The sequence below is a fragment of the Pseudomonas sp. NPDC087185 genome (assembly GCF_044744955.1).
Taxonomy (GTDB): Bacteria; Pseudomonadota; Gammaproteobacteria; order Pseudomonadales; family Pseudomonadaceae; genus Aquipseudomonas.
Map to the genome: position 1 here is coordinate 96,675 of NZ_JBIUZK010000004.1, position 20,403 is coordinate 117,077.

The 20,403-nt window shown below is 63.8% G+C and carries 25 protein-coding genes; 13 read left to right on the plus strand and 12 right to left on the minus strand.

The annotated features are described in order from the left end of the window. Positions 1–6: 6 nt before the first annotated feature. Complete coding sequence (locus tag ACIPIJ_RS14985) at positions 7–657, plus strand: HAD family hydrolase (protein WP_401078944.1); 651 nt, start codon at positions 7–9, stop codon at positions 655–657. 32 nt (positions 658–689) lie between these two features. Here the strand turns inward: ACIPIJ_RS14985 and ACIPIJ_RS14990 are convergent, their stop codons facing one another. Continuing rightward, the gene (locus tag ACIPIJ_RS14990) at positions 690–1,763 is read right to left on the minus strand and encodes an aminopeptidase (RefSeq protein ID WP_401077731.1); all 1,074 of its coding nucleotides are present in this window, start codon (positions 1,761–1,763) and stop codon (positions 690–692) included. An 85-nt stretch (positions 1,764–1,848) separates the two neighbouring features. Here ACIPIJ_RS14990 and ACIPIJ_RS14995 point away from each other — a divergent pair, with 85 nt between their 5' ends. Beyond that, complete coding sequence (locus tag ACIPIJ_RS14995) at positions 1,849–2,262, plus strand: hypothetical protein (protein ID WP_401077733.1); 414 nt, start codon at positions 1,849–1,851, stop codon at positions 2,260–2,262. 55 nt (positions 2,263–2,317) lie between these two features. Continuing rightward, complete coding sequence (locus ACIPIJ_RS15000) at positions 2,318–2,731, plus strand: hypothetical protein (protein ID WP_401077734.1); 414 nt, start codon at positions 2,318–2,320, stop codon at positions 2,729–2,731. Positions 2,732–2,760: 29 nt separating this feature from the next. Here the strand turns inward: ACIPIJ_RS15000 and ACIPIJ_RS15005 are convergent, their stop codons facing one another. Continuing rightward, positions 2,761–2,994: a DUF1161 domain-containing protein gene (locus ACIPIJ_RS15005; protein WP_401077736.1), complete on the minus strand. Its 234-nt coding sequence runs from the start codon at positions 2,992–2,994 to the stop codon at positions 2,761–2,763. A 73-nt stretch (positions 2,995–3,067) separates the two neighbouring features. Beyond that, on the minus strand, positions 3,068–3,493 hold the full coding sequence (locus ACIPIJ_RS15010) for an OsmC family protein (protein ID WP_401077737.1): 426 nt from the start codon (positions 3,491–3,493) through the stop codon (positions 3,068–3,070). Between the two features lie 154 nt (positions 3,494–3,647). Here ACIPIJ_RS15010 and ACIPIJ_RS15015 point away from each other — a divergent pair, with 154 nt between their 5' ends. Further along, positions 3,648–4,652 carry an LLM class flavin-dependent oxidoreductase gene (locus ACIPIJ_RS15015; protein ID WP_401077739.1) on the plus strand — a complete coding sequence of 335 codons (1,005 nt, stop codon included), beginning with the start codon at positions 3,648–3,650 and terminating at the stop codon, positions 4,650–4,652. Positions 4,653–4,749: 97 nt separating this feature from the next. Here the strand turns inward: ACIPIJ_RS15015 and ACIPIJ_RS15020 are convergent, their stop codons facing one another. Both ACIPIJ_RS15020 and ACIPIJ_RS15025 read right to left on the minus strand, forming a co-directional pair. Then, complete coding sequence (locus ACIPIJ_RS15020) at positions 4,750–4,971, minus strand: DUF1161 domain-containing protein (RefSeq protein ID WP_401077740.1); 222 nt, start codon at positions 4,969–4,971, stop codon at positions 4,750–4,752. Between the two features lie 102 nt (positions 4,972–5,073). Next, positions 5,074–5,289, minus strand: coding sequence for a dodecin (locus ACIPIJ_RS15025; protein WP_401077742.1), 216 nt, complete (start codon positions 5,287–5,289; stop codon positions 5,074–5,076). A gap of 150 nt (positions 5,290–5,439) precedes the next feature. Here ACIPIJ_RS15025 and ACIPIJ_RS15030 point away from each other — a divergent pair, with 150 nt between their 5' ends. Continuing rightward, positions 5,440–5,763 carry a YqjD family protein gene (locus ACIPIJ_RS15030; protein WP_012312055.1) on the plus strand — a complete coding sequence of 108 codons (324 nt, stop codon included), beginning with the start codon at positions 5,440–5,442 and terminating at the stop codon, positions 5,761–5,763. On the opposite strand, the gene ACIPIJ_RS15035 is transcribed toward ACIPIJ_RS15030, so the two are convergent. Further along, positions 5,760–6,656, minus strand: coding sequence for a LysR family transcriptional regulator (locus tag ACIPIJ_RS15035; protein WP_401077744.1), 897 nt, complete (start codon positions 6,654–6,656; stop codon positions 5,760–5,762). The genes ACIPIJ_RS15030 and ACIPIJ_RS15035 overlap by 4 nt on opposite strands. 110 nt (positions 6,657–6,766) lie before the next feature. On the opposite strand from ACIPIJ_RS15035, the gene trpB reads away from it, so the two are divergent. Next, a complete protein-coding gene (trpB, locus tag ACIPIJ_RS15040; protein ID WP_401077746.1) occupies positions 6,767–7,984 on the plus strand; it encodes a tryptophan synthase subunit beta in 1,218 nt (405 codons plus the stop codon). After that, positions 7,981–8,790: a tryptophan synthase subunit alpha gene (gene trpA / locus ACIPIJ_RS15045; protein WP_401077748.1), complete on the plus strand. Its 810-nt coding sequence runs from the start codon at positions 7,981–7,983 to the stop codon at positions 8,788–8,790. Before trpB ends, trpA begins: the two co-directional genes overlap by 4 nt. A gap of 56 nt (positions 8,791–8,846) precedes the next feature. Here the strand turns inward: trpA and ACIPIJ_RS15050 are convergent, their stop codons facing one another. Further along, positions 8,847–9,179 (minus strand): DOPA 4,5-dioxygenase family protein, encoded by a 333-nt coding sequence (locus tag ACIPIJ_RS15050; RefSeq protein WP_401077750.1) that lies wholly within the window; start codon positions 9,177–9,179, stop codon positions 8,847–8,849. A gap of 53 nt (positions 9,180–9,232) precedes the next feature. On the opposite strand from ACIPIJ_RS15050, the gene ACIPIJ_RS15055 reads away from it, so the two are divergent. Further along, positions 9,233–9,781, plus strand: a complete 549-nt coding sequence (locus ACIPIJ_RS15055) for an NAD(P)H-binding protein (protein WP_401077752.1) — start codon at positions 9,233–9,235, stop codon at positions 9,779–9,781. A gap of 27 nt (positions 9,782–9,808) precedes the next feature. On the opposite strand, the gene ACIPIJ_RS15060 is transcribed toward ACIPIJ_RS15055, so the two are convergent. Then, positions 9,809–10,708: a choline sulfate utilization transcriptional regulator gene (locus tag ACIPIJ_RS15060; RefSeq protein WP_401077753.1), complete on the minus strand. Its 900-nt coding sequence runs from the start codon at positions 10,706–10,708 to the stop codon at positions 9,809–9,811. 109 nt (positions 10,709–10,817) lie between these two features. On the opposite strand from ACIPIJ_RS15060, the gene betC reads away from it, so the two are divergent. The 3 genes from betC (at position 10,818) to ACIPIJ_RS15075 (ending at position 14,924) form a co-directional block, all read left to right on the plus strand. Then, positions 10,818–12,335, plus strand: coding sequence for a choline-sulfatase (gene betC / locus ACIPIJ_RS15065; RefSeq protein WP_401077755.1), 1,518 nt, complete (start codon positions 10,818–10,820; stop codon positions 12,333–12,335). A 14-nt stretch (positions 12,336–12,349) separates the two neighbouring features. After that, positions 12,350–13,273, plus strand: coding sequence for a choline ABC transporter substrate-binding protein (choX, locus tag ACIPIJ_RS15070; protein ID WP_401077757.1), 924 nt, complete (start codon positions 12,350–12,352; stop codon positions 13,271–13,273). Positions 13,274–13,358: 85 nt separating this feature from the next. Further along, positions 13,359–14,924: a SulP family inorganic anion transporter gene (locus ACIPIJ_RS15075; protein WP_401077758.1), complete on the plus strand. Its 1,566-nt coding sequence runs from the start codon at positions 13,359–13,361 to the stop codon at positions 14,922–14,924. Between the two features lie 33 nt (positions 14,925–14,957). Here the strand turns inward: ACIPIJ_RS15075 and aroE are convergent, their stop codons facing one another. Together aroE and hemF are read right to left on the minus strand one after the other, a co-directional pair. After that, positions 14,958–15,782 (minus strand): shikimate dehydrogenase, encoded by an 825-nt coding sequence (gene aroE, locus ACIPIJ_RS15080; RefSeq protein WP_401077760.1) that lies wholly within the window; start codon positions 15,780–15,782, stop codon positions 14,958–14,960. 25 nt (positions 15,783–15,807) lie between these two features. After that, a complete protein-coding gene (hemF, locus tag ACIPIJ_RS15085) occupies positions 15,808–16,719 on the minus strand; it encodes an oxygen-dependent coproporphyrinogen oxidase (protein WP_401077762.1) in 912 nt (303 codons plus the stop codon). Between the two features lie 134 nt (positions 16,720–16,853). Here hemF and ACIPIJ_RS15090 point away from each other — a divergent pair, with 134 nt between their 5' ends. Then, entirely contained in the window at positions 16,854–17,831 is a 978-nt protein-coding gene (locus ACIPIJ_RS15090) for an NADPH:quinone reductase (protein ID WP_401077763.1), read from the plus strand. A gap of 130 nt (positions 17,832–17,961) precedes the next feature. On the opposite strand, the gene ACIPIJ_RS15095 is transcribed toward ACIPIJ_RS15090, so the two are convergent. Together ACIPIJ_RS15095 and dprA are read right to left on the minus strand one after the other, a co-directional pair. After that, positions 17,962–18,519, minus strand: a complete 558-nt coding sequence (locus ACIPIJ_RS15095; protein ID WP_401077765.1) for an L-threonylcarbamoyladenylate synthase — start codon at positions 18,517–18,519, stop codon at positions 17,962–17,964. Positions 18,520–18,557: 38 nt separating this feature from the next. Then, entirely contained in the window at positions 18,558–19,655 is a 1,098-nt protein-coding gene (dprA, locus tag ACIPIJ_RS15100; RefSeq protein ID WP_401077767.1) for a DNA-processing protein DprA, read from the minus strand. Between the two features lie 206 nt (positions 19,656–19,861). Between dprA and def the strand changes: the two genes are divergently transcribed. Then, entirely contained in the window at positions 19,862–20,368 is a 507-nt protein-coding gene (def, locus tag ACIPIJ_RS15105; protein ID WP_401077769.1) for a peptide deformylase, read from the plus strand. Positions 20,369–20,403 lie beyond the last annotated feature (35 nt).

The following is a 20,403-nucleotide window of genomic DNA, read 5'->3' on the forward strand; positions in this document are numbered from 1 at the left end:
ACGACCATGCACCAGCAGAACATCCTTTTCGACCTCGACGGCACCCTGACCGACCCACGCCTGGGCATCACCCGCTCAATCCAGTACGCCCTGGCCAAACTGGGCATCGACGAGCCGGACCTGGCGCGCCTGGAGCACTTCATCGGCCCACCCCTGCTGCAGGCCTTCATGCAGTTCTACAGCTTCGATGAAGCCAAGGCGTGGGACGCGGTGAACTTCTACCGCGAACGCTTCCGCGTCACCGGCCTGTACGAGAACCTGGTGTTCGAGGGTGTGCCGGAACTGCTCGAAGCCCTGAATGGCCAGGGGCGCACGCTGTACATCGCAACCTCCAAACCCTGGGAGTTCGCCCGTGAAATTGCTCGGCACTTCGCCTTCGATCATCACTTCAAGGTGATCTACGGCAGCGAGCTGGACGGCACCCGCACCAACAAGGTCGAGCTGATTCGCCACCTGCTGGACGAAGAAGGGCTGGACCCGGCGCAGACGCTGATGATCGGCGACCGCAAGCACGACCTGATCGGCGCGCGCAGCAACGGGCTGCAGGCGGTGGCGGTGGGATACGGGTTTGGCAGCGAAGAAGAATTGAAGGCGCACGCGCCGGAGTTTCACTTTGCCACCTTGGCCGAGATGCATCAGGCATTCATCAAAGCCTGAGCGATTTGGGGCTGCCTTGCAGCCCCGACAGCTCACTGGCTCGCCAGCAACCGAGCCAACGCTGCCTTGCGCTGTTCGGTCGGCAACCGTCCTAGCGCTTCGACCTTCAGATAGAACCGCGCCCAATCCCCGCCCACCTCGCGAAACACCGCCGCAAACGCCGGCACCCACTGGTCATACAGCCCGAACGGCAACAGCTTGGCATTGCTCATCGGCCCATACATCCAGGCGTCATAGCGCTTGTCCCCCGCCCACTGGTTGTCACGAACCTGGCGATAATCGCGCCGCAACCGCTCGAACTCCGCCTGCTTGGCCGCCCGTTTGTGCGCATCATCCATTGGCCCGGCATAGATCGCCTGCAGCCGCTCGCGGCTTGCCAATACCAGCCGGATGAACTGCTCGCGCTGCGGGCCCTGATCAGCCGAACTCGCTGCAAGCCCACGCGCCACGCGCCATTGCCGCGTTCCCTCCTGCTCGACGAAGGTGGCGAAGGACTCGTTGAATTCGGTGTCGTCCTGTACATACACGCGCTGGTGCGCCAACTCATGGAAGATCAGCGTGGCCAGGCGTTCATCCCCCCAGCCCACCATCGACGACAGGATCGGGTCGTCGAACCAGCCCAGCGTCGAATAGGCCTCGACCCCACCCACGTACACATCCATGCCGGCTTCGCGCATCAACGCCGCCGCGCCGCGGGCCGCACCCTGGCGGTAATAGCCGCGGTAAGCGACACAACCGGCGACAGGGAAGCAGTGTGTCACCGGCTGCAGCGACAATTCGGGCGTGGCGAACACGTTCCACACCACATAGGGGCGGCCCAGGTCGGCATACACCCGATAACTGCGGTTGTCCGGCAGCTTCAGGTGCGTGCTGGCGAACACCCGCGCTCGCTCCGCCTGTTGCAAGCGGACGCGCAACTGCGGGCGGCTGGCCGGGTCGTCGAGGACTTTTTCCACAGGCTGCCGGGCGCGCAGCAACTGCCACTGGCCTTCGCCCAGCTGGGCGTAATAGCCGAGGCTGCTGCAACCGTTCAGCAGAAAGGCGCCCAGCACGGGAACCAAGCCCCTGAAAACGCGGTCGAGTGGCCCAGGGCCTGAGTGCTTCAAAAGAAAAAACCACACCATCTGGGGCAATCCAACTCGCTCAACGGCCGATGCGCTCCAAGACTATCCGCCAAGGGGGAGTTTCGCCATGCGTGCACTGTTCGTCGCCGGCTCGTTGTTACTCGTTTCGGCCTGTTCGACCCTTCCCGACCCAGACCCGAACCAAGCCTGGGTCGACCTCGCCCCGCACGATGACACGTCGCTGCACGCCGTGCAGGTGGACGAACGCGACTGGGCAGACAGCCGCTATTTCGAAGTCCAGCCCGGCAGCCATGAGCTGACCGTGCGCTATCAGTTCCCGGTCACGCCCAGCAACATCGGCCCCGTCAACGAACCGCTGTGGCGCGATTGCCAGGTCAAAGTGACCTTCAAGGACTTCAACGCCGGGCAGCGTTACCAGCTGCAGGCCGGCAGCATTGGCTTCCGCCCGTGGATCAAACTCTACGACCACCAGCAGAAGCTGGTCGGCCAAGGCCTGCCAGCGGGCTGCCAACGCACCTGAACCGCACAAACGGCGCTATGCTTGTAACCTGTAAATCGCAAGTGGGAGTTTCGCCATGCGCCAGCCCATGATGCTGATCGCCCTCAGTGCACTGGGGGCTTGCGCCAGCCCCTTGCCCCCCGTCGACCCCAAGCAGGCGTGGATCGACCTCTACACCATCACCCCCGGCCGCGTCATCATGGCCGACAAGCTCGATGGGCAGCGCCTGGAAGATGGCCGCTATTTTCAGGTGACACCGGGCAAGCATGAGCTGGTGGTGCGTTTCGATTACGAAATCTACGGCGGCGGCATGATGTCCCAACCCCGGGACCGCACCTGCTACCTGACCGTGCGCTTTGACGATTTCAAGGCTGGCGAACGCTATCGCCTGGAGGCACGGGCACCGGTAATGGAACCGCAGGTGCTGCTGTACGACGCCAGCCGCAAGGTGCTGGTCAATGAGCCCAGTAACGTGTTCTGCATCCCTTGAAGCCCGGGGCTGCCGTGCAGCCCCAGGTTTTATCGATCATTCTTCTGGTAAATGATCTTCTTGGTCCCACCATCACAGCTGCCAACGATCATGTTCTGATCCTTGACCTCGCTGTTGGGCACGATCTCCAAGGTATAGGACTGCACACCCTGGGCCTGGATCTTGGCTTCGATCTCGGCTTTCAGTTCCTCGCACGGTTTGACCGCCGCCAGTGCAGATGTGGCCAGCAGGGACGCCAGCACGGCGATTGCTACGCGGATCATGGAACGGCTCCTGGAAGGGCAGCGGCGCTGCCGACGCTGTTTAGACTACAGCAATCCGCCCCTGTTGCGCCGTCTAGCCCACCAGGGTGGCGTCCAGGCTAATGTCCGCATTCAGCACCTTCGACACCGGGCAGCCAGCCTTGGCCTTGTTGGCGATCTCGAAGAACTGCGCCTCGCTCGCCCCAGGCACCTTGGCCTTGAGGATCAGGTGCACGGCAGTGATGGCGAAGCCGTCCGGCTGCTTGTCGAGGGTGACTTCGGCAATGGTGTCGATGCGGTCTGCGGTCAGCCCCGCCTCGCCGAGCATCATCGACAGTGCCATCGAGAAGCAGCCGGCATGAGCCGCGCCGATCAGCTCTTCAGGGTTGGTCCCCGGCGAGCCCTCGAAACGGGTGTTGAAACCATAGGGGTTCTGCTTGAGCGCGCCGCTTTCGGTCGAAAGGAGGCCCTTGCCGTCCTTCAAGCCACCTTGCCAGATCGCCGATGCTGTCTTTTTCATGATGCCTCCTGGTCATTGTGATGCGAACCTACCCATTCAGAGGTAGCTGTCTTACGGCAAGTTCAGATCAATCGCTCTGCAGGCATTGATTACTTCGAATGTGCCCATACAGACATGAAAAGGCCTTCGGCCAATCACTTTTGCGGGGGCTCCCATGACGCAGCTGCGTGACCTGAAAATTTCCACCCTTGACCTGGTGCCGGTGCGCGCCGATGCCGGCCCGGCGCAGGCACTGCACAACTCGCTGGACCTGGCGCAGCACGTCGAGCGTTTTGGCTACAACCGTTTCTGGGTTGCCGAACACCACAACATGGATGGTATCGCAAGCTCCGCGACCTCCGTGCTGATCGGCTACCTGGCGGGCGGCACCTCGACCATCCGTGTCGGCTCCGGCGGCGTCATGCTGCCCAACCATGCGCCGCTGGTGGTCGCCGAGCAGTTCGGCACCCTGGCCAGCCTGTATCCGGGGCGCATCGACCTGGGCCTGGGCCGTGCGCCGGGCTCCGACCAGATGACCGCCCACGCCTTGCGCCGCGAGCGCTCGGGCAGCGCCGACGACTTCCCGGATGACGTCGAGGAGCTGTCGCGCTACCTGGGCCCGCGCACCGATGATCAAAAAGTGATCGCTGTACCGGGCCACGACACGGAAGTGCCGATGTGGCTGCTCGGCTCCAGCCTGTTCAGCGCACAACTGGCCGGCATGCGTGGCATGCCCTATGCGTTTGCCTCGCACTTTGCGCCGCGCTACATGCATGAGGCGATCCGCGTCTACCGCAACCACTTCAAGCCCTCCACCACGCTGGACAAGCCCTACGTGATGCTGGGCATCCCGATGGTGGTGGCTGAAACCGACGAAAAGGCCGAGTACCTGGCCACCTCGGTGTACCAGCGCATTCTGGCCCTGATTCGCGGGCAGAGCCTGATGCAGCGCCCACCCGTGGCCAGCATGGACGGCCTGTGGCTGCCGCATGAACGTGAGACGGTGGCCAGCTTCCTGGGCCTGGCGATGATCGGCAGCCCGCAGAAGGTACGGGCCAAGGTGGAAGTACTGCTGGAACAGACCGGGGCAGATGAACTGATCTTCACCTGCGACCTGTATGAGCATGCGGACCGGATCAGGTCCTATGAATTGATGGCGCAGGCCTTGAAATCCGAGTGAGATGTTTCGCGGGTAAACCCGCCCCACAGGGCCCTCAGTGCCCTGAAGGCCTGTGCATCGCCTGTGGGAGCGGGTTTGACCGCGAAACAGCCACCGCTTAACCCCGCCGGTAGACAATTTCCTTGCTGCCACCCTCACAGGTTCCCACCACCTTGCCAGCCGGGTCGCCTTTTTTGACCACCTCAAGCGTGTAACCCTTCACACCTTTGGCATCCAGCTTTGCTGCAATCTCCGCCTTGAGCTCCTCGCAGGGTTTGCCCGCCGCCAGCGCACCACCGGCCACCGTCATCAGGCCCACCGCCAGAATCAGTTTCTTCATCACTCGCTTTCCTTGTGCAGATGAAAATCGAAAAGGGCGCCGGCAAAGGCGCCCTTGACTGTATAACGCCATCACGCCGGGCTTTGCCAGCCCGACACTGCTTCAGCTGTTGGCGATGCGGAAGCCCACCTTGAGCGTCACCTGGAAGTGCGCCGCCTTGTTGCCCTGAATGTGGCCACGGGTATCGACCACTTCGAACCATTCCAGGTGCTTGATGCTCTTGGCAGCTTCCGCCAGGGCATTGTTGATTGCCTCTTCGATGCTGGTAGGCGACGAACCTACCAGCTCGACCTTCTTGTAGGTGTGATGATCGGTCATGAGCGCTCTCCTTGGATGACGGTGAGATTGAGCCTAGCAGCGCAGGCCTGGTTTACCTGCGAGCCATCAGCCCAATGGAAAGTTCGATCGCACTTTCCCCGCACCGCGTAGTCGCAATCCTTACAGTCCATACTGCAAAGGAGCGTCAACATGCACCGCAATTCGCTGCGTAAAACATCCCTGGAAAGCATGGAAGCGGAGATCGAAAGCCTGCTGAAAAGCCTGGAGAGCCTCAAGCATGATGCCTCGGAGGAGTCCCAGAAATCGGTGAAGGCCATCCGCAGCAACGCCGAAAGTGCGCTGAAGCACTCGCGCAGCCTGCTCAGCGATGCCTATGAGGAAGTGAAGACCCGCACCCGCCAGACTGGCATCGCCACCCGGGATTACGCCCAGGAGCACCCCGTGACCACCGCAGGCGTGGCGATTGGCGCCCTCGGCCTGCTGGCCGCCTACCTGCTGTACCGTCGCAACTAACCTGCCTGCCGTTCCAGCTCACGGCGCAGCCACTGCGCCAGCTGCTCGGCGCGCCCATCAGCGGCGCGCCGGGGTACCCACAATGCCAGCGCTGCCGGGGTGGGCGAAAAGCCCCACGGCGCGCTCAGGCGCCCGGCGCGCAAGTCGTCAGCCACCAATGGTTGAGGCGCAATGGCCACCCCAAGGCCTGCAACTGCTGCCTCCAGCAAATAATACAAATGCTCGAACGCCTGGCCGTAATTCAACGCGCCGGGGGCCAACCCCTGTTGTTCGGCCCAGGTCGGCCAAGCCTGCGGGCGCGAGGTGGTGTGCAGCAAGGCCTCGTCCAGCAGGGCCGTGGCGGGTGCACCGCACAGGCGTTCGAAGCCGGTGAAGTGCGGGCTGAGCACCGGCCCGATACGCTCCTCGGCCAGCACATGCACCTGCATATCCGCAGGCCACGGGGGTTCGGCGTACACCAGCAGCGCATCGAGCCCAGGGCGGCGCGGGTCGAGGTCTCCTTCGCCTGCCGAAAGGTGCAGGCGCAATTCCGGCAGGTCCGCGTTCAACCGCCCCAACCGGGGGATGAACCAACGCGCCAGCAGGCTGCCCGAGCAACCCAGCACGAAGGGCGCCTCACTCACGTCCCGGCTCAGCTCGGCGCACACCCCCCGCAGCCTGTCGAACGCCTCGCCACTGGCATCACGCAGCCGAATGCCGGCATCTGTGAGTTTGATGCCACGCCCGTCCTTGACGAACAGGGCTACGCCCAAGTGTTCCTCCAGCACCTTGAGCTGCCGGCTCACCGCGCCATGGGTGACGTGTAGCGCTTCTGCCGCTTGGCTGACGCTGTTGAGCCGGGCAGTGGCCTCGAAGGCCCGCAGGGCATTCAGGGGAGGGAGGTCGTGGGCCATGTGACTTGTGAGTTTTCCTGACAGGTTTGCGCAATCTTATCGGTTTTCAGCCGGGCTTGCCGTGGGTAGAGTAAAGCCCATTACTCATTCATTACGCCCTGGAGCGCCCCATGACCCAGTCCCAATACCGTCCCGGCCCCGATGCCAACGGCCTGTTCGGCTCGTTCGGCGGCCGCTACGTGGCCGAAACCCTGATGCCCCTGGTGCTGGACCTGGCCCGTGAATACGAAGCGGCCAAGGCCGACCCGGAGTTTCTCGAGCAGCTGGCCTACTTCCAGCGCGACTACATCGGCCGCCCCAACCCGCTGTACTTCGCCGAGCGCCTGACCGAGCATTGCGGCGGCGCGAAGATCTTCTTCAAGCGTGAAGAGCTCAACCACACCGGCGCGCACAAGGTGAACAACTGCATCGGCCAGGTGCTGCTGGCCAAGCGCATGGGCAAAAAACGCCTGATCGCCGAAACCGGCGCCGGCATGCACGGCGTAGCCACTGCCACCGTCGCTGCCCGCTTCGGCCTGCCTTGTGTGATCTACATGGGCGCCACCGACATCGAGCGCCAGCAAGCCAACGTGTTCCGCATGAAGCTGCTGGGCGCCGAGATCGTCCCGGTCACCGCCGGCACCGGCACCCTGAAGGACGCCATGAACGAGGCGCTGCGCGACTGGGTCACCAACGTCGACGATACCTTCTACCTGATCGGCACCGTGGCCGGCCCGCACCCGTACCCGGCGATGGTCCGCGACTTCCAGTCGATCATCGGTAAAGAAACCCGCGCCCAGTTGCAGGAAAAGGAAGGCCGCCTGCCCGACAGCCTGGTTGCCTGCGTCGGCGGCGGCTCTAATGCCATGGGCCTGTTCCATGAGTTCCTCGAAGAGCCGAGCGTGCAGATCATCGGCGTTGAAGCCGGTGGCCACGGCGTGCACACCGACAAGCATGCGGCCAGCCTCAACGGCGGCGTGCCGGGCGTGCTGCACGGCAATCGCACCTACCTGCTGCAGGACGACGACGGCCAGATTACCGACGCCCATTCGATTTCCGCCGGCCTCGACTACCCGGGTATCGGCCCGGAGCACGCTTACCTGCACGAAGTGAAGCGTGTGGAATACGTCAGCATCACCGACGACGAAGCCCTTGACGCGTTCCACGCCACCTGCCGCCTGGAAGGCATCATCCCGGCCCTGGAAAGCTCCCACGCGTTGGCCGAAGCGATCAAACGCGCGCCGAACCTGCCCAAGGACCACCTGATGGTGATCTGCCTGTCCGGCCGTGGCGACAAAGACATGCAAACCGTGATGAACCACATGGCCGCCCAGGAGAAACAGGCATGAGCCGTCTTGAACAACGCTTTGCCGAGCTGAAAGCCGAAGGCCGCTCCGCGCTGGTCACCTTCGTCACCGCTGGCGACCCGGGCTACGACGCCTCGCTGCAGATCCTCAAGGGCCTGCCGGCGGCCGGCGCCGACGTGATCGAACTGGGCATGCCGTTCACCGACCCGATGGCCGATGGTGTGGCCATTCAGCTGGCTACCTTGCGCGCCCTGGACGCTGGCCAGACGCTGGCCAAGACCCTGCAGATGGTCCGCGAATTCCGCGTTGGCAACCAGACCACGCCGATCGTGCTGATGGGTTACTACAACCCGATCCACCGCTTTGGCGTGGCGCAGTTTGTTGCCCAAGCCAAGGAAGCCGGTGTCGACGGCCTGATCATCGTCGACCTGCCGCCAGAGCACGACGCCGAACTGGCCACCCCGGCCCAGGCCGCGGGCATCGACTTCATCCGCCTGACCACTCCGACTACCGACGATGCGCGGCTGCCGCGCGTGCTGGAGCGCAGCTCCGGGTTCGTCTACTACGTGTCGGTGGCCGGTGTGACCGGTGCCGGTTCGGCGACCACCGAGCACGTGACCGAGGCCATCGCCCGCCTGCGCCGGCATACCGACCTGCCGATCAGCGTTGGCTTCGGCATACGCACCCCTGAGCAGGCTGCCGCAATCGCGCGCCTGGCTGATGGCGTGGTGGTGGGTTCGGCGCTGGTCGACAAGATCGCCCAGGCCAAGGATGCCGACCAGGCTGTTGCCGATGTACTGAGCCTGTGCTCGGCGCTGGCTGAAGGGGTTCGCGGCGCTCGCCGCTGATCCGCGTCACCTTCTTCGCGGGCTTGCCCGCGAATGGGCCGCAGAGCGGCCCCTGCCTATCCGCCAAATATCGACAGCTTCAAAGGCCTTACGGCCCCCATCCAGATCGCATGATCCCGGTGATCCGCCAACTCATCCCCAGTCAGCGGATGCAGAAACACCACCAGCCCCTTGCGATACAACGCCAACCACGGCAGCACCACCCCAACCACTTCCGGCTCGAACGCCAGCTGGCAGCTCCAGTCAGGGTGCGGCCCGACCGGTTTCTGGTGCATCCGCCCCATGGTCACCGGGAACAGCCGCGCCGCTTCTTCGCACAGCTCGCGGGCCTGTTCGATGGTCGATGCGTCGTAATAAACGTGGGCGTGATAGCCCTTGATCCTCTGCACGTTGTCTCCTGATTGCGGTCCAACCATCACCCACCTGCAAAGGGAGTGATGCGGTGAAAAATGCCGAAACCCCAGTGTTCAAACTGGTGCTGTTCGGGGCTGAGAGCAGCCTGGGCAGTGCCCTGATGGTCGAATTGTTGTCGCGCCAGCACGAAGTCACGGCCGTGGTCGACGACCTCAACCGCCATGCCCCGCGCCCGGGCCTGCATTCCAAGATAGGCGGGCTGGGCGATGCCGACCAGGCAGAGCAGGGCGCGGCAGGTGGCTCGGCGGTGATTGCCCTGTTGTCGGCGCTGGCACCCGGTGACCTGGCGGCCCAAGGGCGCATGAGCGAAGCACTGGTGGCCGGGCTGTCCCGCACGACTATACGCCGCGTGTTGCTGGTGGGCGATTTCGATGTGCTGGATGCGCCAGGCAAGTACACCGAGCAAGAGCGCGGGTGCGTGAACCGGGTCGTAGATGCGTTGCAGCGAAGTGCGTTGCACTGGACGGTCATCAATGCGCCGCAGGCATTGGCGGACCTGGAGCGAGTAGCGGCGGGGTTGGCCGATATCCTCGACCTGGATCTGCACCGCGGCGAACATCTGAACTTCGTGATTTAGAATGCCGGGGCCGCTAAGCGGCCCCAATCACTGACTGCGCTCATGCTCCAGCCAATCCACGAATCGCTCGATCAACGCCCCACGCCGCTTGCGCGGCGGCAGCACCGCGTAATAGCCCCGCGCCGAGCGCAAACTCCCCTCCAGCGGCCGGCACAGCAAGCCTTGCTCGACCAAGCTGTCGACCAGATGCCCCCAGCCGATCGCCACCCCTTGTCCGGCAATCGCCGCCTGAATCAGCAAGGTGTAGTTGTCGAACCGCAACTGCCCAGGCGGCGGCGGGCTGGCGACGCCAAACCCACGAAACACCCCCGCCCAATCAAACCATCCACTGGCTTGCTCACCGCGCAAATGAAGCAAGGGCAATCGTTGCAAAGCCACGGCTGACAAGGGTTTGCCATGAATCAGCCGTGGGCTGCAAACCGGGAAAACCTCTTCATCGAACAACCAACGGCTCTCCCCCTGGTGAAACCGCCCATCACCAAACAGCACCGCCACATCGATATCCGGGCGCAGCATCCCCTGGCTGCGCTCACCGGTCACCAGGCTTACATCCACCTGTGGATAAGCCTCGTGAAAACGCTGCAGGCGCGGCATCAGCCAGAAGGCTGCGAAGGCGAAGTCGGTCGCCACCTGCAGCACTTCGCGCTGGCCGCGCCCACTGGCTTGGGCAATGCCATCGTCCATGGCCTGCAGGCCTTGGTGCACCTGCTCGAACAACACCTGGCCGGCATCGGTCAGCTCGATGCCGCGGTAGATGCGATCGAACAGCCGTGTGCCCAACTGGGCCTCCAACCGCTTCACCTGCTGGCTCACCGCCGGCTGCGTAGTGCCCAACTCCAGCGCTGCGGCAGTAAAGCCGCGCAGGCGGGCAGCGGCCTCGAACACGCGCAAGGCATCCAGTGACAGCTCGGCAAGATGATCAAACATAAGCTCAGCTAATCCCAGTCATTGCCCGCCATGGGCTTTACCCATGTTATCCACAGTCGCATCTTGGTAGGCAAGCGGTTCGCATAACCTCCAACGATGGAAGCCCACCATGACGCGCCCGAATATCCTGTTCATCATGGCCGACCAGATGGCCGCGCCCCTGTTGCCGATCTATGGCCCTTCGCCTATCCAGATGCCTAACTTGAGCCGCCTCGCCGAGCAGGCGGTGGTGTTCGATTCGGCCTACTGCAACAGCCCGCTGTGCGCACCGTCGCGCTTTACCCTGGTCAGCGGCCAGTTGCCCAGCCGCATCGGCGCCTACGACAACGCCGCCGACTTCCCCGCCGATGTACCTACCTACGCCCACTACTTGCGCCGGCTCGGCTACCGCACGGCGCTGTCGGGCAAGATGCACTTCTGTGGCCCAGACCAGCTGCACGGCTACGAGGAACGCCTGACCAGCGACATCTACCCGGCCGACTACGGCTGGGCGGTGAACTGGGATGCGCCGGACGAGCGCCCGAGCTGGTACCACAATATGTCGTCCGTGCTGCAGGCCGGCCCCTGCGTGCGCACCAACCAGCTGGATTTCGACGAGGAGGTGGTGTTCAAGGCTCGCCAATACCTCTACGACCATGTGCGCGAAAATGATGGCCGACCGTTCTGCCTGACCGTGTCGATGACCCACCCCCACGACCCGTACACCATCCCCAAGCGCTACTGGGATCGCTACGAGGGTGTGGACATCCCCATGCCACGCGCCGAGTTCAGCCAGCACGAACTGGACCCACATTCGCAGCGCCTGCTCAAGGTCTACGACCTGTGGAACAAACCTTTGCCTGTGGACAAGATCCGCGACGCACGCCGCGCCTACTTCGGCGCCTGCAGTTACATCGACGACAACATCGGCCAGCTGTTGCAGACCCTTGAAGAATGTAACTTGGCTGACAACACCCTGATCGTGTTCTCCGGCGACCACGGCGACATGCTTGGCGAGCGCGGGCTCTGGTACAAGATGCACTGGTTCGAGATGTCGGCGCGGGTGCCGCTGCTGGTACACGCCCCCAAACGCTTTGCCGCAGGTAGGGTCAGCGCCTCGGTATCGACCTGCGACCTGCTGCCGACGCTGGTGGAACTGGCCGGCGGCGCTGTGGATAAAAACCTGCACCTGGACGGCCGCTCGCTGCTTGGGCACCTGCAAGGGCAGGGCGGCCATGACGAGGTCATCGGCGAATACATGGCCGAAGGCACGGTGGGCCCGCTGATGATGATCCGCCGTGGTGCGTACAAGTTCGTGTACAGCGAAGACGACCCCTGTTTACTCTATGACCTGAGCCGCGACCCGCACGAGCGGGAGAACCTCACCGGCAGCCCGGACCATCAGGCGCTGCTGCAGGCATTGGTCGATGAAGCACGGCAGCGCTGGGATATCCCCAGCCTGCGCCAGCAGGTACTGGCCAGCCAGCGGCGCCGCCGCCTGGTGGCCGAGGCGCTGGCCATCGGCAAACTGAACAGTTGGGACCACCAACCGTTGGTGGACGCCAGCCAACAGTACATGCGCAACCATATCGATCTCGACGACCTCGAGCGCAAGGCACGTTATCCACAGCCCGCACCCATGGATTGAGAAGAGAGGCCGCCATGCAGAAGTTCTCCACCGCCGTGTTCGCCCTGGCCCTGAGCCTGGGCGGCGCCACGGCCCACGCCGACGACGCGCAATGCAGCACCGTGAAACTGGCCGACCCTGGCTGGAGCGATATCGCCTCCACCAACGCCATCGCCCGCTTGCTCCTGGAAAGCCTCGGTTACCAGGTAAAGATCGACAGCCTGGCAGTGCCCATCATCTATGGCGGCCTCAAGGACGGTAAGGTCGATGCCTTCCTCGGCAACTGGATGCCGGCGCAGCAGGGCTTCCATGACAAGTTCATCGCCAATGGCGATGTTCAGCAGCTGTCGCGCAACCTGGAAGGCACCGAGTTCACCCTGGCGGTGCCCGACTATGTGTGGAATGCCGGCGTGAAGGATTTTGCCGACCTGCAGAAACATGCCGACCAGTTCGACAAGAAGCTGTACGGGATCGGCTCCGGAGCACCGGCGAACCTGTCGCTGAAGGAGATCATCGACAAGAATGAATTCAGCCTCGGCCAGTGGAAGCTGGTGGAGTCCAGTGAGCAGGCGATGCTGGCGCAGGTGGACAGGGCGGTGAAGAAGAACCAGTTCATCACCTTCCTCGGCTGGACACCGCACCCGATGAACGTGAAGCTGAAAATGCATTACCTGACGGGCGGGGAGAAGTGGTTTGGCAGCAAGGGCGACGTGTACACCCTGGCGCGTAAAGGTTATCCACAAGCCTGCCCGAACCCGGCGAAGCTCCTGGGCAACCTGAAATTCTCCCTGGACATGGAAAACAGCATCATGGCCGAGGTTGTGGATAAGAAGGTCACCTTTGATCAAGCGGCCAAGGCTTGGGTCAAGGCGCATCCGGAGTTGCTGGACGGTTGGTTGGCGGGCGTCACCCGCAAAGACGGCGGCGATGCGAAAGAGGCCGTCAAAGCAAAACTTTGAGTCGTTGCCACTGCACTCACCTGTGGGAGCGAGCAAGCCCGCTCCCACAGGTTCAGCACAAGCCTTCAAGGAATTCGGATAAACGATGCACCGCCTAATCCACCTGCTGCCCTTCCTCACCTGGCTGCCGCGCCAATCGGGCCGCAGCCTGCGTCAGGACCTGCTGGTAGGCCTGAGCGGTGCAATCCTTGCCCTGCCGCAATCCATCGCCTACGCCCTGATCGCCGGGCTACCCGCCGAATTCGGCCTGTACGCAGCCATCGTCCCGGTACTGATCGCCTGCCTGTGGGGTTCCTCCTGGCACCTGATCTGCGGCCCCACCGCCGCCATCTCCATCGTTCTGTACACCAGCATCAGCCCCCTGGCTCTTGCCGGCAGTGCCGACTACGTGACCTTGGTGCTGCTGCTTACCTTCCTCGCCGGCATTTTCCAGCTGCTGCTCGGGCTTCTACGCTTCGGCGCACTGGTCAACTTCGTGTCCCATTCAGTGGTGCTCGGTTTCACCCTGGGCGCCGCCGTCGTGATCGCCCTCGGTCAGTTACCCAACCTGCTAGGCATGGACCTGCCCAGCCAGGCCACGGCCTTGAAGACCCTACAAGACCTGGCCAACCACGCCGGTGAGGTCGACCTGCCATCGCTGACCCTGGGTTTGACCACCGTTCTGATTGGCGTGGCCTTCAAACTCTGGCGGCCACGCTGGCCGAGCCTGTTGATAAGCCTGATCATGGTCAGCCTCCTGGCCTGGCTGTTGCCCAGCTACTTTGGCCATGTGCCGCGGGTGCCGGCGTTCACGGGCCAACTGCCGCCGCTCAGCCCACTCCCGCTGCTGGATGTGGAACTCATGCTGCGCCTGCTGCCTAGCGCCGTAGCCGTGGGCATGCTCGGCCTGGTCACCAGCCTGTCGATCGCCCGCTCGCTGTCGGCGCGCTCCGAACAATTGGTCGACGCCGACCAGGAAATCCGCGCCCAGGGCCTGTCGAACATCGTTGGCGCGTTCTTTTCCGGCTACCTCTCTTCCGGCTCCTTCACCCGTTCGGGCCTGAGCTACGACGCGGGCGCCCGTTCGCCCATGGCCGGGGTGTTTTCGGCGCTGTGGGTGGCGCTGTTTGCCGTCGCTGGCGCCAGCCTGATCGCGCACCTTCCGATTCCCGCCATGGCGGGGAGCATTCTGCTGATCTGCTGGGGGTTGGTGGACCACCGGGGCATACGTGCGCTGTTCCGGGTCAGCCGTTCGGAGTTCCTGGTCATGGCCCTCACTGCCGCCGCGACTTTGCTGCTGGAGCTGCAGACCGCGATTTATGCCGGCGTGCTGGCCTCGCTGTTCTTCTACCTCAAGCGCACTTCGCGGCCGCGGGTGCAGCAGAGCCGCGAAGGCCAGGCCGACGTGCTACGGGTAGGTGGGTCGATCTTCTTCGGTGCGGCGCATTACCTGCAGGTACGCCTGCAACGCTGCCAGGGGCCCGATGTGGTGATCGATGCGCGGCAGGTGAACTTCATCGATTATTCGGGTGTGGACATGTTGCACCGCGAGGCGCGGCGGTTGCGGCGGGCCGGGGGGAGCCTGACCTTGCTGCGGGCCAGGCCGCAGGTGATCGAGGAATTGCAGAAGCTCGAAGGGGTGGAGCTTTGCCCGATCCGGTTTGAGGAGTGAATGGGGCCGCAAAGCGGCCTCACATTCTCGGAATCAGCCGCGAGCCAACTGCCGGCGCAATTCCGCCAACACCGGCGCCGTATCCGGCCGCACCCCACGCCAGATAAAGAACGCCTCAGCTGCCTGCTCGGCCAGCATGCCCAGCCCATCGAGCACCTTGGCTGCACCCAGCTTGCTGGCCCACTGGCAGAACGGCGTCGGTTCCTTGCCATACATCATGTCGTAGCACACGGTGCGCCCGGCCTCGACGAGGCTGTCGGCAATCGGCGGCAGCTCACCGGCCAGGCTCGCCGACGTGGCGTTGATGATCACGTCTACCGGTTCCTGCAGCCAGGCGAAACCACTGGCCACCACCGGGCCCAACTCGGCGAACTCGCGCGCCAGCAGCTCGGCCTTTTCCAGCGTGCGGTTGGCAATCACCAGCGACTGCGGGTCGTGCGCCAGGATCGGCTCCAGCACGCCGCGCACCGCGCCGCCGGCGCCCAGGATCAGGATGCGCTTGCCCGCCAACTGCACCCCGGCATTCACCGTCAGGTCACGCACCAGGCCGGCACCATCGGTGTTGTCGCCGCGCAGCGTGCCATCGGCCAACTTGCTCAGGGTGTTCACCGCACCGGCACGCTGGGCCCTTGGCGTGAGGCTGTCGCACAGGCGGTAGGCCTCTTCCTTGAACGGCACGGTCACATTGGCGCCGCTGCCTTGCTTGAAGAAGCCGCGGGCGCAGTCGCTGAACTCGTCCACCGGCGCCAGCAAGGTGGCGTACTCCAGGTCCTGGCCGGTCTGCTCGGCGAACAGCCGGTGAATCAACGGCGACTTGCTGTGGCCGATGGGGTTACCAAACACGACGTATTGGTCCATGGGGGCTCCTCGGTTATCCACAGGCTTACTGGCCCAGCCAGTCGCGGTCTTGCAGGTAATATTCGGTCAGGCGGGCTTCTTCGCTGCCGGGTGCCGCCTTCCAGTCGTAGCCCCAACGCACTTGCGGTGGCAGCGACATGAGGATCGACTCGGTGCGGCCACCGGACTGCAGGCCGAACAGGGTGCCACGGTCGTAGACCAGGTTGAACTCCACGTAGCGGCCGCGGCGGTACTCCTGGAATTCGCGCTGCTCGGCGGTGTACGGCGTATCCTTGCGGCGCTGGACGATCGGCAGGTAGGCGTCGACGTAGGCATCGCCAATGGCGCGGATGAAGGCGAAGCAGGTATCGAAGTCCCACTCGTTCAAGTCATCGAAGAACAGCCCACCGATACCGCGCGGCTCGCCACGGTGCTTGATGTGGAAGTAACGGTCACACCAGGCCTTGTAGCGTGGGTACACGTCCGCGCCGAACGGCGCGCAGGCCTGCTCGGCCACGCGGTGCCAGTGGATGCAATCCTCTTCGTTGCCGTAGTACGGGGTCAGGTCGAAGCCGCCACCGAACCACCACACCGCCTCTTCGCCTTCTTTCTCGGCAATGAAGAAGCGCACATTGGCGTGGGACGTTGGCACATGCGGGTTGTGCGGGTGGATCACCAGCGACACACCCAACGCTTCGAAACCACGGCCCGCCAGCTCGGGGCGGTGGGCACTGGCCGAAGGAGGCAAGCCGGAGCCGAACACATGGGAGAAGTTGACCCCGCCTTTCTCGATCACCTTGCCTTCGCCGATCACCCGCGTGCGGCCCCCGCCACCAGCTTCGCGCACCCAGGCATCCTCGACGAAGCGGGCGCCGCCGTCCTCGGCTTCGAGGGCAGAGCAGATGCGGTCTTGCAGGTCGAGCAGGTAGGCTTTCACGGCCTCGGTGCGGCTAGTCATCGGGTCACCAGAAACGGGCAGGGAAGAATTCGCCGCGTAGCATACCACCGGCAGCTGGCGCGCCGCAGTTGACGGCGATCAAGCAAAGGCGTCCGATAGAAGGCCTTTCCCGATCCCGAAAACAGGAGTGCGAGATGGCCAAGCGTATCCAGTTCAGCCAGCATGGCGGCCCCGAAGTGCTAGAGCTTGTGGAGTTCGACCCGGCACCGCCCGGCCCGCAGCAAGTGCGCGTACGCAACCATGCGATCGGCTTGAACTTCATCGACACCTACTTCCGCGGCGGCCTCTACGCGCCACCGTCCCTGCCGTCGGGCCTGGGCACCGAAGGTGCCGGGGTGGTCGATGCGGTGGGCGAGGGCGTGACCCGCCTGAACGTGGGTGACCGCGTGGCCTATGCGGGCGGCCCGCTGGGCGCCTACAGCGAGGTGCACACGCTGCCGGAAGCCAACCTGGTCAAGCTGCCCGACAACGTCAGCTTCGAGCAGGCGGCGGCGGTGATGCTCAAGGGCCTGACCGTGCAGTACCTGCTCAAACAGACCTACGCCGTGCAGCCGGGCGATGTGATCCTGTTCCACGCAGCGGCTGGGGGCGTCGGTTCGCTGGCCTGCCAATGGGCCAAGGCCTTGGGCGCCAAGCTCATCGGGACCGTCAGCTCTGCTGAAAAAGCCGAGCGGGCCAAGGCGCTGGGTGCGTGGGAAACCATCGACTACAGCCACGAAGATGTGGCCAAGCGGGTGCTGGAGCTGACCGATGGCAAGAAATGCCCGGTGGTGTATGACGGCGTTGGCGCCGACACCTGGCTGACCTCGCTGGACTGCCTGCAACCGCGTGGGTTGATGGTGAGCTTCGGCAATGCTTCCGGCGCGGTCAGCGGCGTGAACCTGGGGATCCTGGCGCAGAAGGGCTCGCTGTATGTCACCCGGCCGACCTTGGCGACCTATGCCAACAATGCCGAGAACACCCAGGCCATGGCGGATGACCTGTTTGCAGTGATCGCCAGTGGCGAGGTGGTTGTGGATATCCAGCAGCGGTATCCGTTGAGTGAAGCGGCCAAGGCGCAGAGCGAGCTGTCTGCGCGCAGGACGGTGGGTTCGACTGTTCTACTGCCCTGAACCCTGGGGCCGCGCTGCGGCTCAATCGCCGGCAAGCCGGCCCCTACAGGTATTGTGCAAGCCTGAAAAGCAGCACTATTTCTGTGGGAGCCGGCTTGCCGGCGATTCGAGGGCGCAGCCCTCGCCAGCTTCAGCCGGGGCGGACGATCTCGCCTGTGGCCAGGTCGCGAATCACACTCGGGTTCTTCCGCCCGCCCAGCGCGCCACCCAGCACCCTGTCCAGTTGGCCGTGGAAATACTGCTCCACCCGCAACCGCGTCTTCGCCGCAGGGCGCCCGCCCGGGTTGCAGGAAGTGGAAATCAGCGGCCCGACCAGCGCGCACAGCTCGCGCACCTGCGGGTGGTCGCTGACCCGCAGCGCCACCGTGTCGTGCTGCCCCGTCACCCACTCCGGCAACAGGTCCTGGTGCGGCACCAGCCAGGTGTTGGGCCCCGGCCAGGTGCTGCCCATGCGGTCGATCCAGTCTTCGGGGAAATCTTCGAAGAGGAAGTCGAACTGGCGGATGTTGTCGGCAACCAGGATCAACCCTTTATCCACAGGCCGCGACTTCAGCGCCAGCAGGCGATACACCGCGTCCTCGTTCCATGGGTCGCAGCCCAGGCCCCAGACCGCTTCGGTCGGATAGGCGATCACTGCGCCCGCCCGAATATCACGTGCGGCTTGTTGCACACGCCAACTGCTCACCATTTGTATCTCTCCGCATTTAAGCCATGGGCGCAGTTTACTTAGCCCACGCGGGCAAACCAACGGCCAGCTTCATTACTGACCCTGCCTTCGAGCTCCAGCTCGGTCAATTGTGCCAGCACGTGGGCCAGCGGTTGCTCGCTGCAAATCGCCAGCGCCTCGCTGGTCTGCGGTGCGGCATGCAGCAAAGCCAGCAACGGATGCGCGGGTTTATCCACAACTGCGGGCGGCAAGTTCTGCCAACCCTGCAGGCTTTCCAGGATCTGTTGCACGCTTTCCACCAGCAGCGCGCCATCACGGATCAGCTGATGGCAACCCTTGGCGCCAGGGTGGTGAATGGAGCCTGGAATGGCATAAACCTCTCGGCCCTGTTCGGCAGCCAGGCGTGCCGTGATCAATGAACCACTGGCCAGGCTCGCCTCCACCACCAGCACGCCCAGCGACAACCCGCTGATGATGCGGTTACGCCGCGGAAAGTTGCCCGGCAACGGCCCGGCATCCAGCGGGTACTCGGAAACCAAGGTACTACCGCTGTCAATCATCGCTTTGGCCAAGTCGCGGTGGCGCTGTGGATAAAGTTTTTGCAACCCCGTGCCGAGCACACCGATGGTGCCCCCTCCGGCCTGTAACGCGGCCCGATGAGCGGCACCGTCGATGCCCAGCGCCAGGCCGCTGGTGATGGTGAACCCGGCTTGTGAAAGGTAGCGGGAAAATGCCCTGGCGGTGTCGATTGCCGGCGGTGAAGCACGCCTGCTGCCCACAATCGCCAGCTGCGGCCGGTCGAGCAAAGCGGGGTCGCCTGCAACGAAAAGCAGCGGCGGGGGATCGTCGATTTCCGCCAGCAACGCAGGGTAGCCGGGGCTGCCCCACATCAGCAAATGCTGGCCCGGCTGCTCTAGCCAAGCCATTGCAGCCAAGGCGCCGTCGCGTACTTCGGCACTGCGCCGGGCATCGATGGTGGCCTGTGTCATCCCTAGCGCGCGCCATGCCCCGGCCGGTGCACTGAGCGCCGAAGAGGCACTGCCAAAGGCCCCCAGCAAGGTGTGAAAGCGACGCAAACCCGTCTCGGGAAGGCGGTGCAGGCGTAATCGCGCTTCCAGTTCGGCGGGTGGGCAAGGCGACGAATGGTGATTTGACATGCGGATCATCCTTGATCAAAAGAGGGCCATTTACGTGGCACAACCTGTGGATAACTCTGTTGATAATACTTTGACAAGCTGTCCATCAAATGGGTATCAAGCTGCCCTTTGAAACCCTAGACGAGCTTGCCAGGTGCCGAAATCGCCGATTCCCTTTATTATGTGTGCTCAGTTTTCAACCGAACGCACAGTGACTGCCTGACCCTATGGCCATCTTGAACATTCTCGAATTCCCAGACCCGCGCCTGCGCACCATTGCCAAACCGGTGACGGAGTTTGACGACGCCCTGCGCCAGCTGATCGACGACATGTTTGAAACCATGTACGAAGCGCCTGGCATCGGCCTGGCCGCGACGCAGGTCAACGTCCACCTGCAAGTCGTGGTGATGGACCTGAGCGAAGACCGCAGCGAACCGCGCGTCTTCATCAACCCTACCGTCGAAGAGCTGACCCACGACATGGGCCAGTACCAGGAAGGCTGCCTTTCGGTGCCGGGCTTCTACGAGAACGTCGACCGCCCGCTGCGCGTACGGGTGAAGGCCCAGGACCGTGACGGCAAGCCCTATGAGCTTGAAGCCGAAGGCCTGCTGGCGGTGTGCGTGCAGCACGAGTTCGATCACCTCAACGGCAAGCTGTTCGTCGACTACCTGTCGCAGCTCAAACGCGACCGGATCAAGAAGAAGCTGGAAAAGCAGCACCGCCAGCAAGCCTGATCCCCACCTTCCAGAAGGCTTGCTCCGGCAAGCCT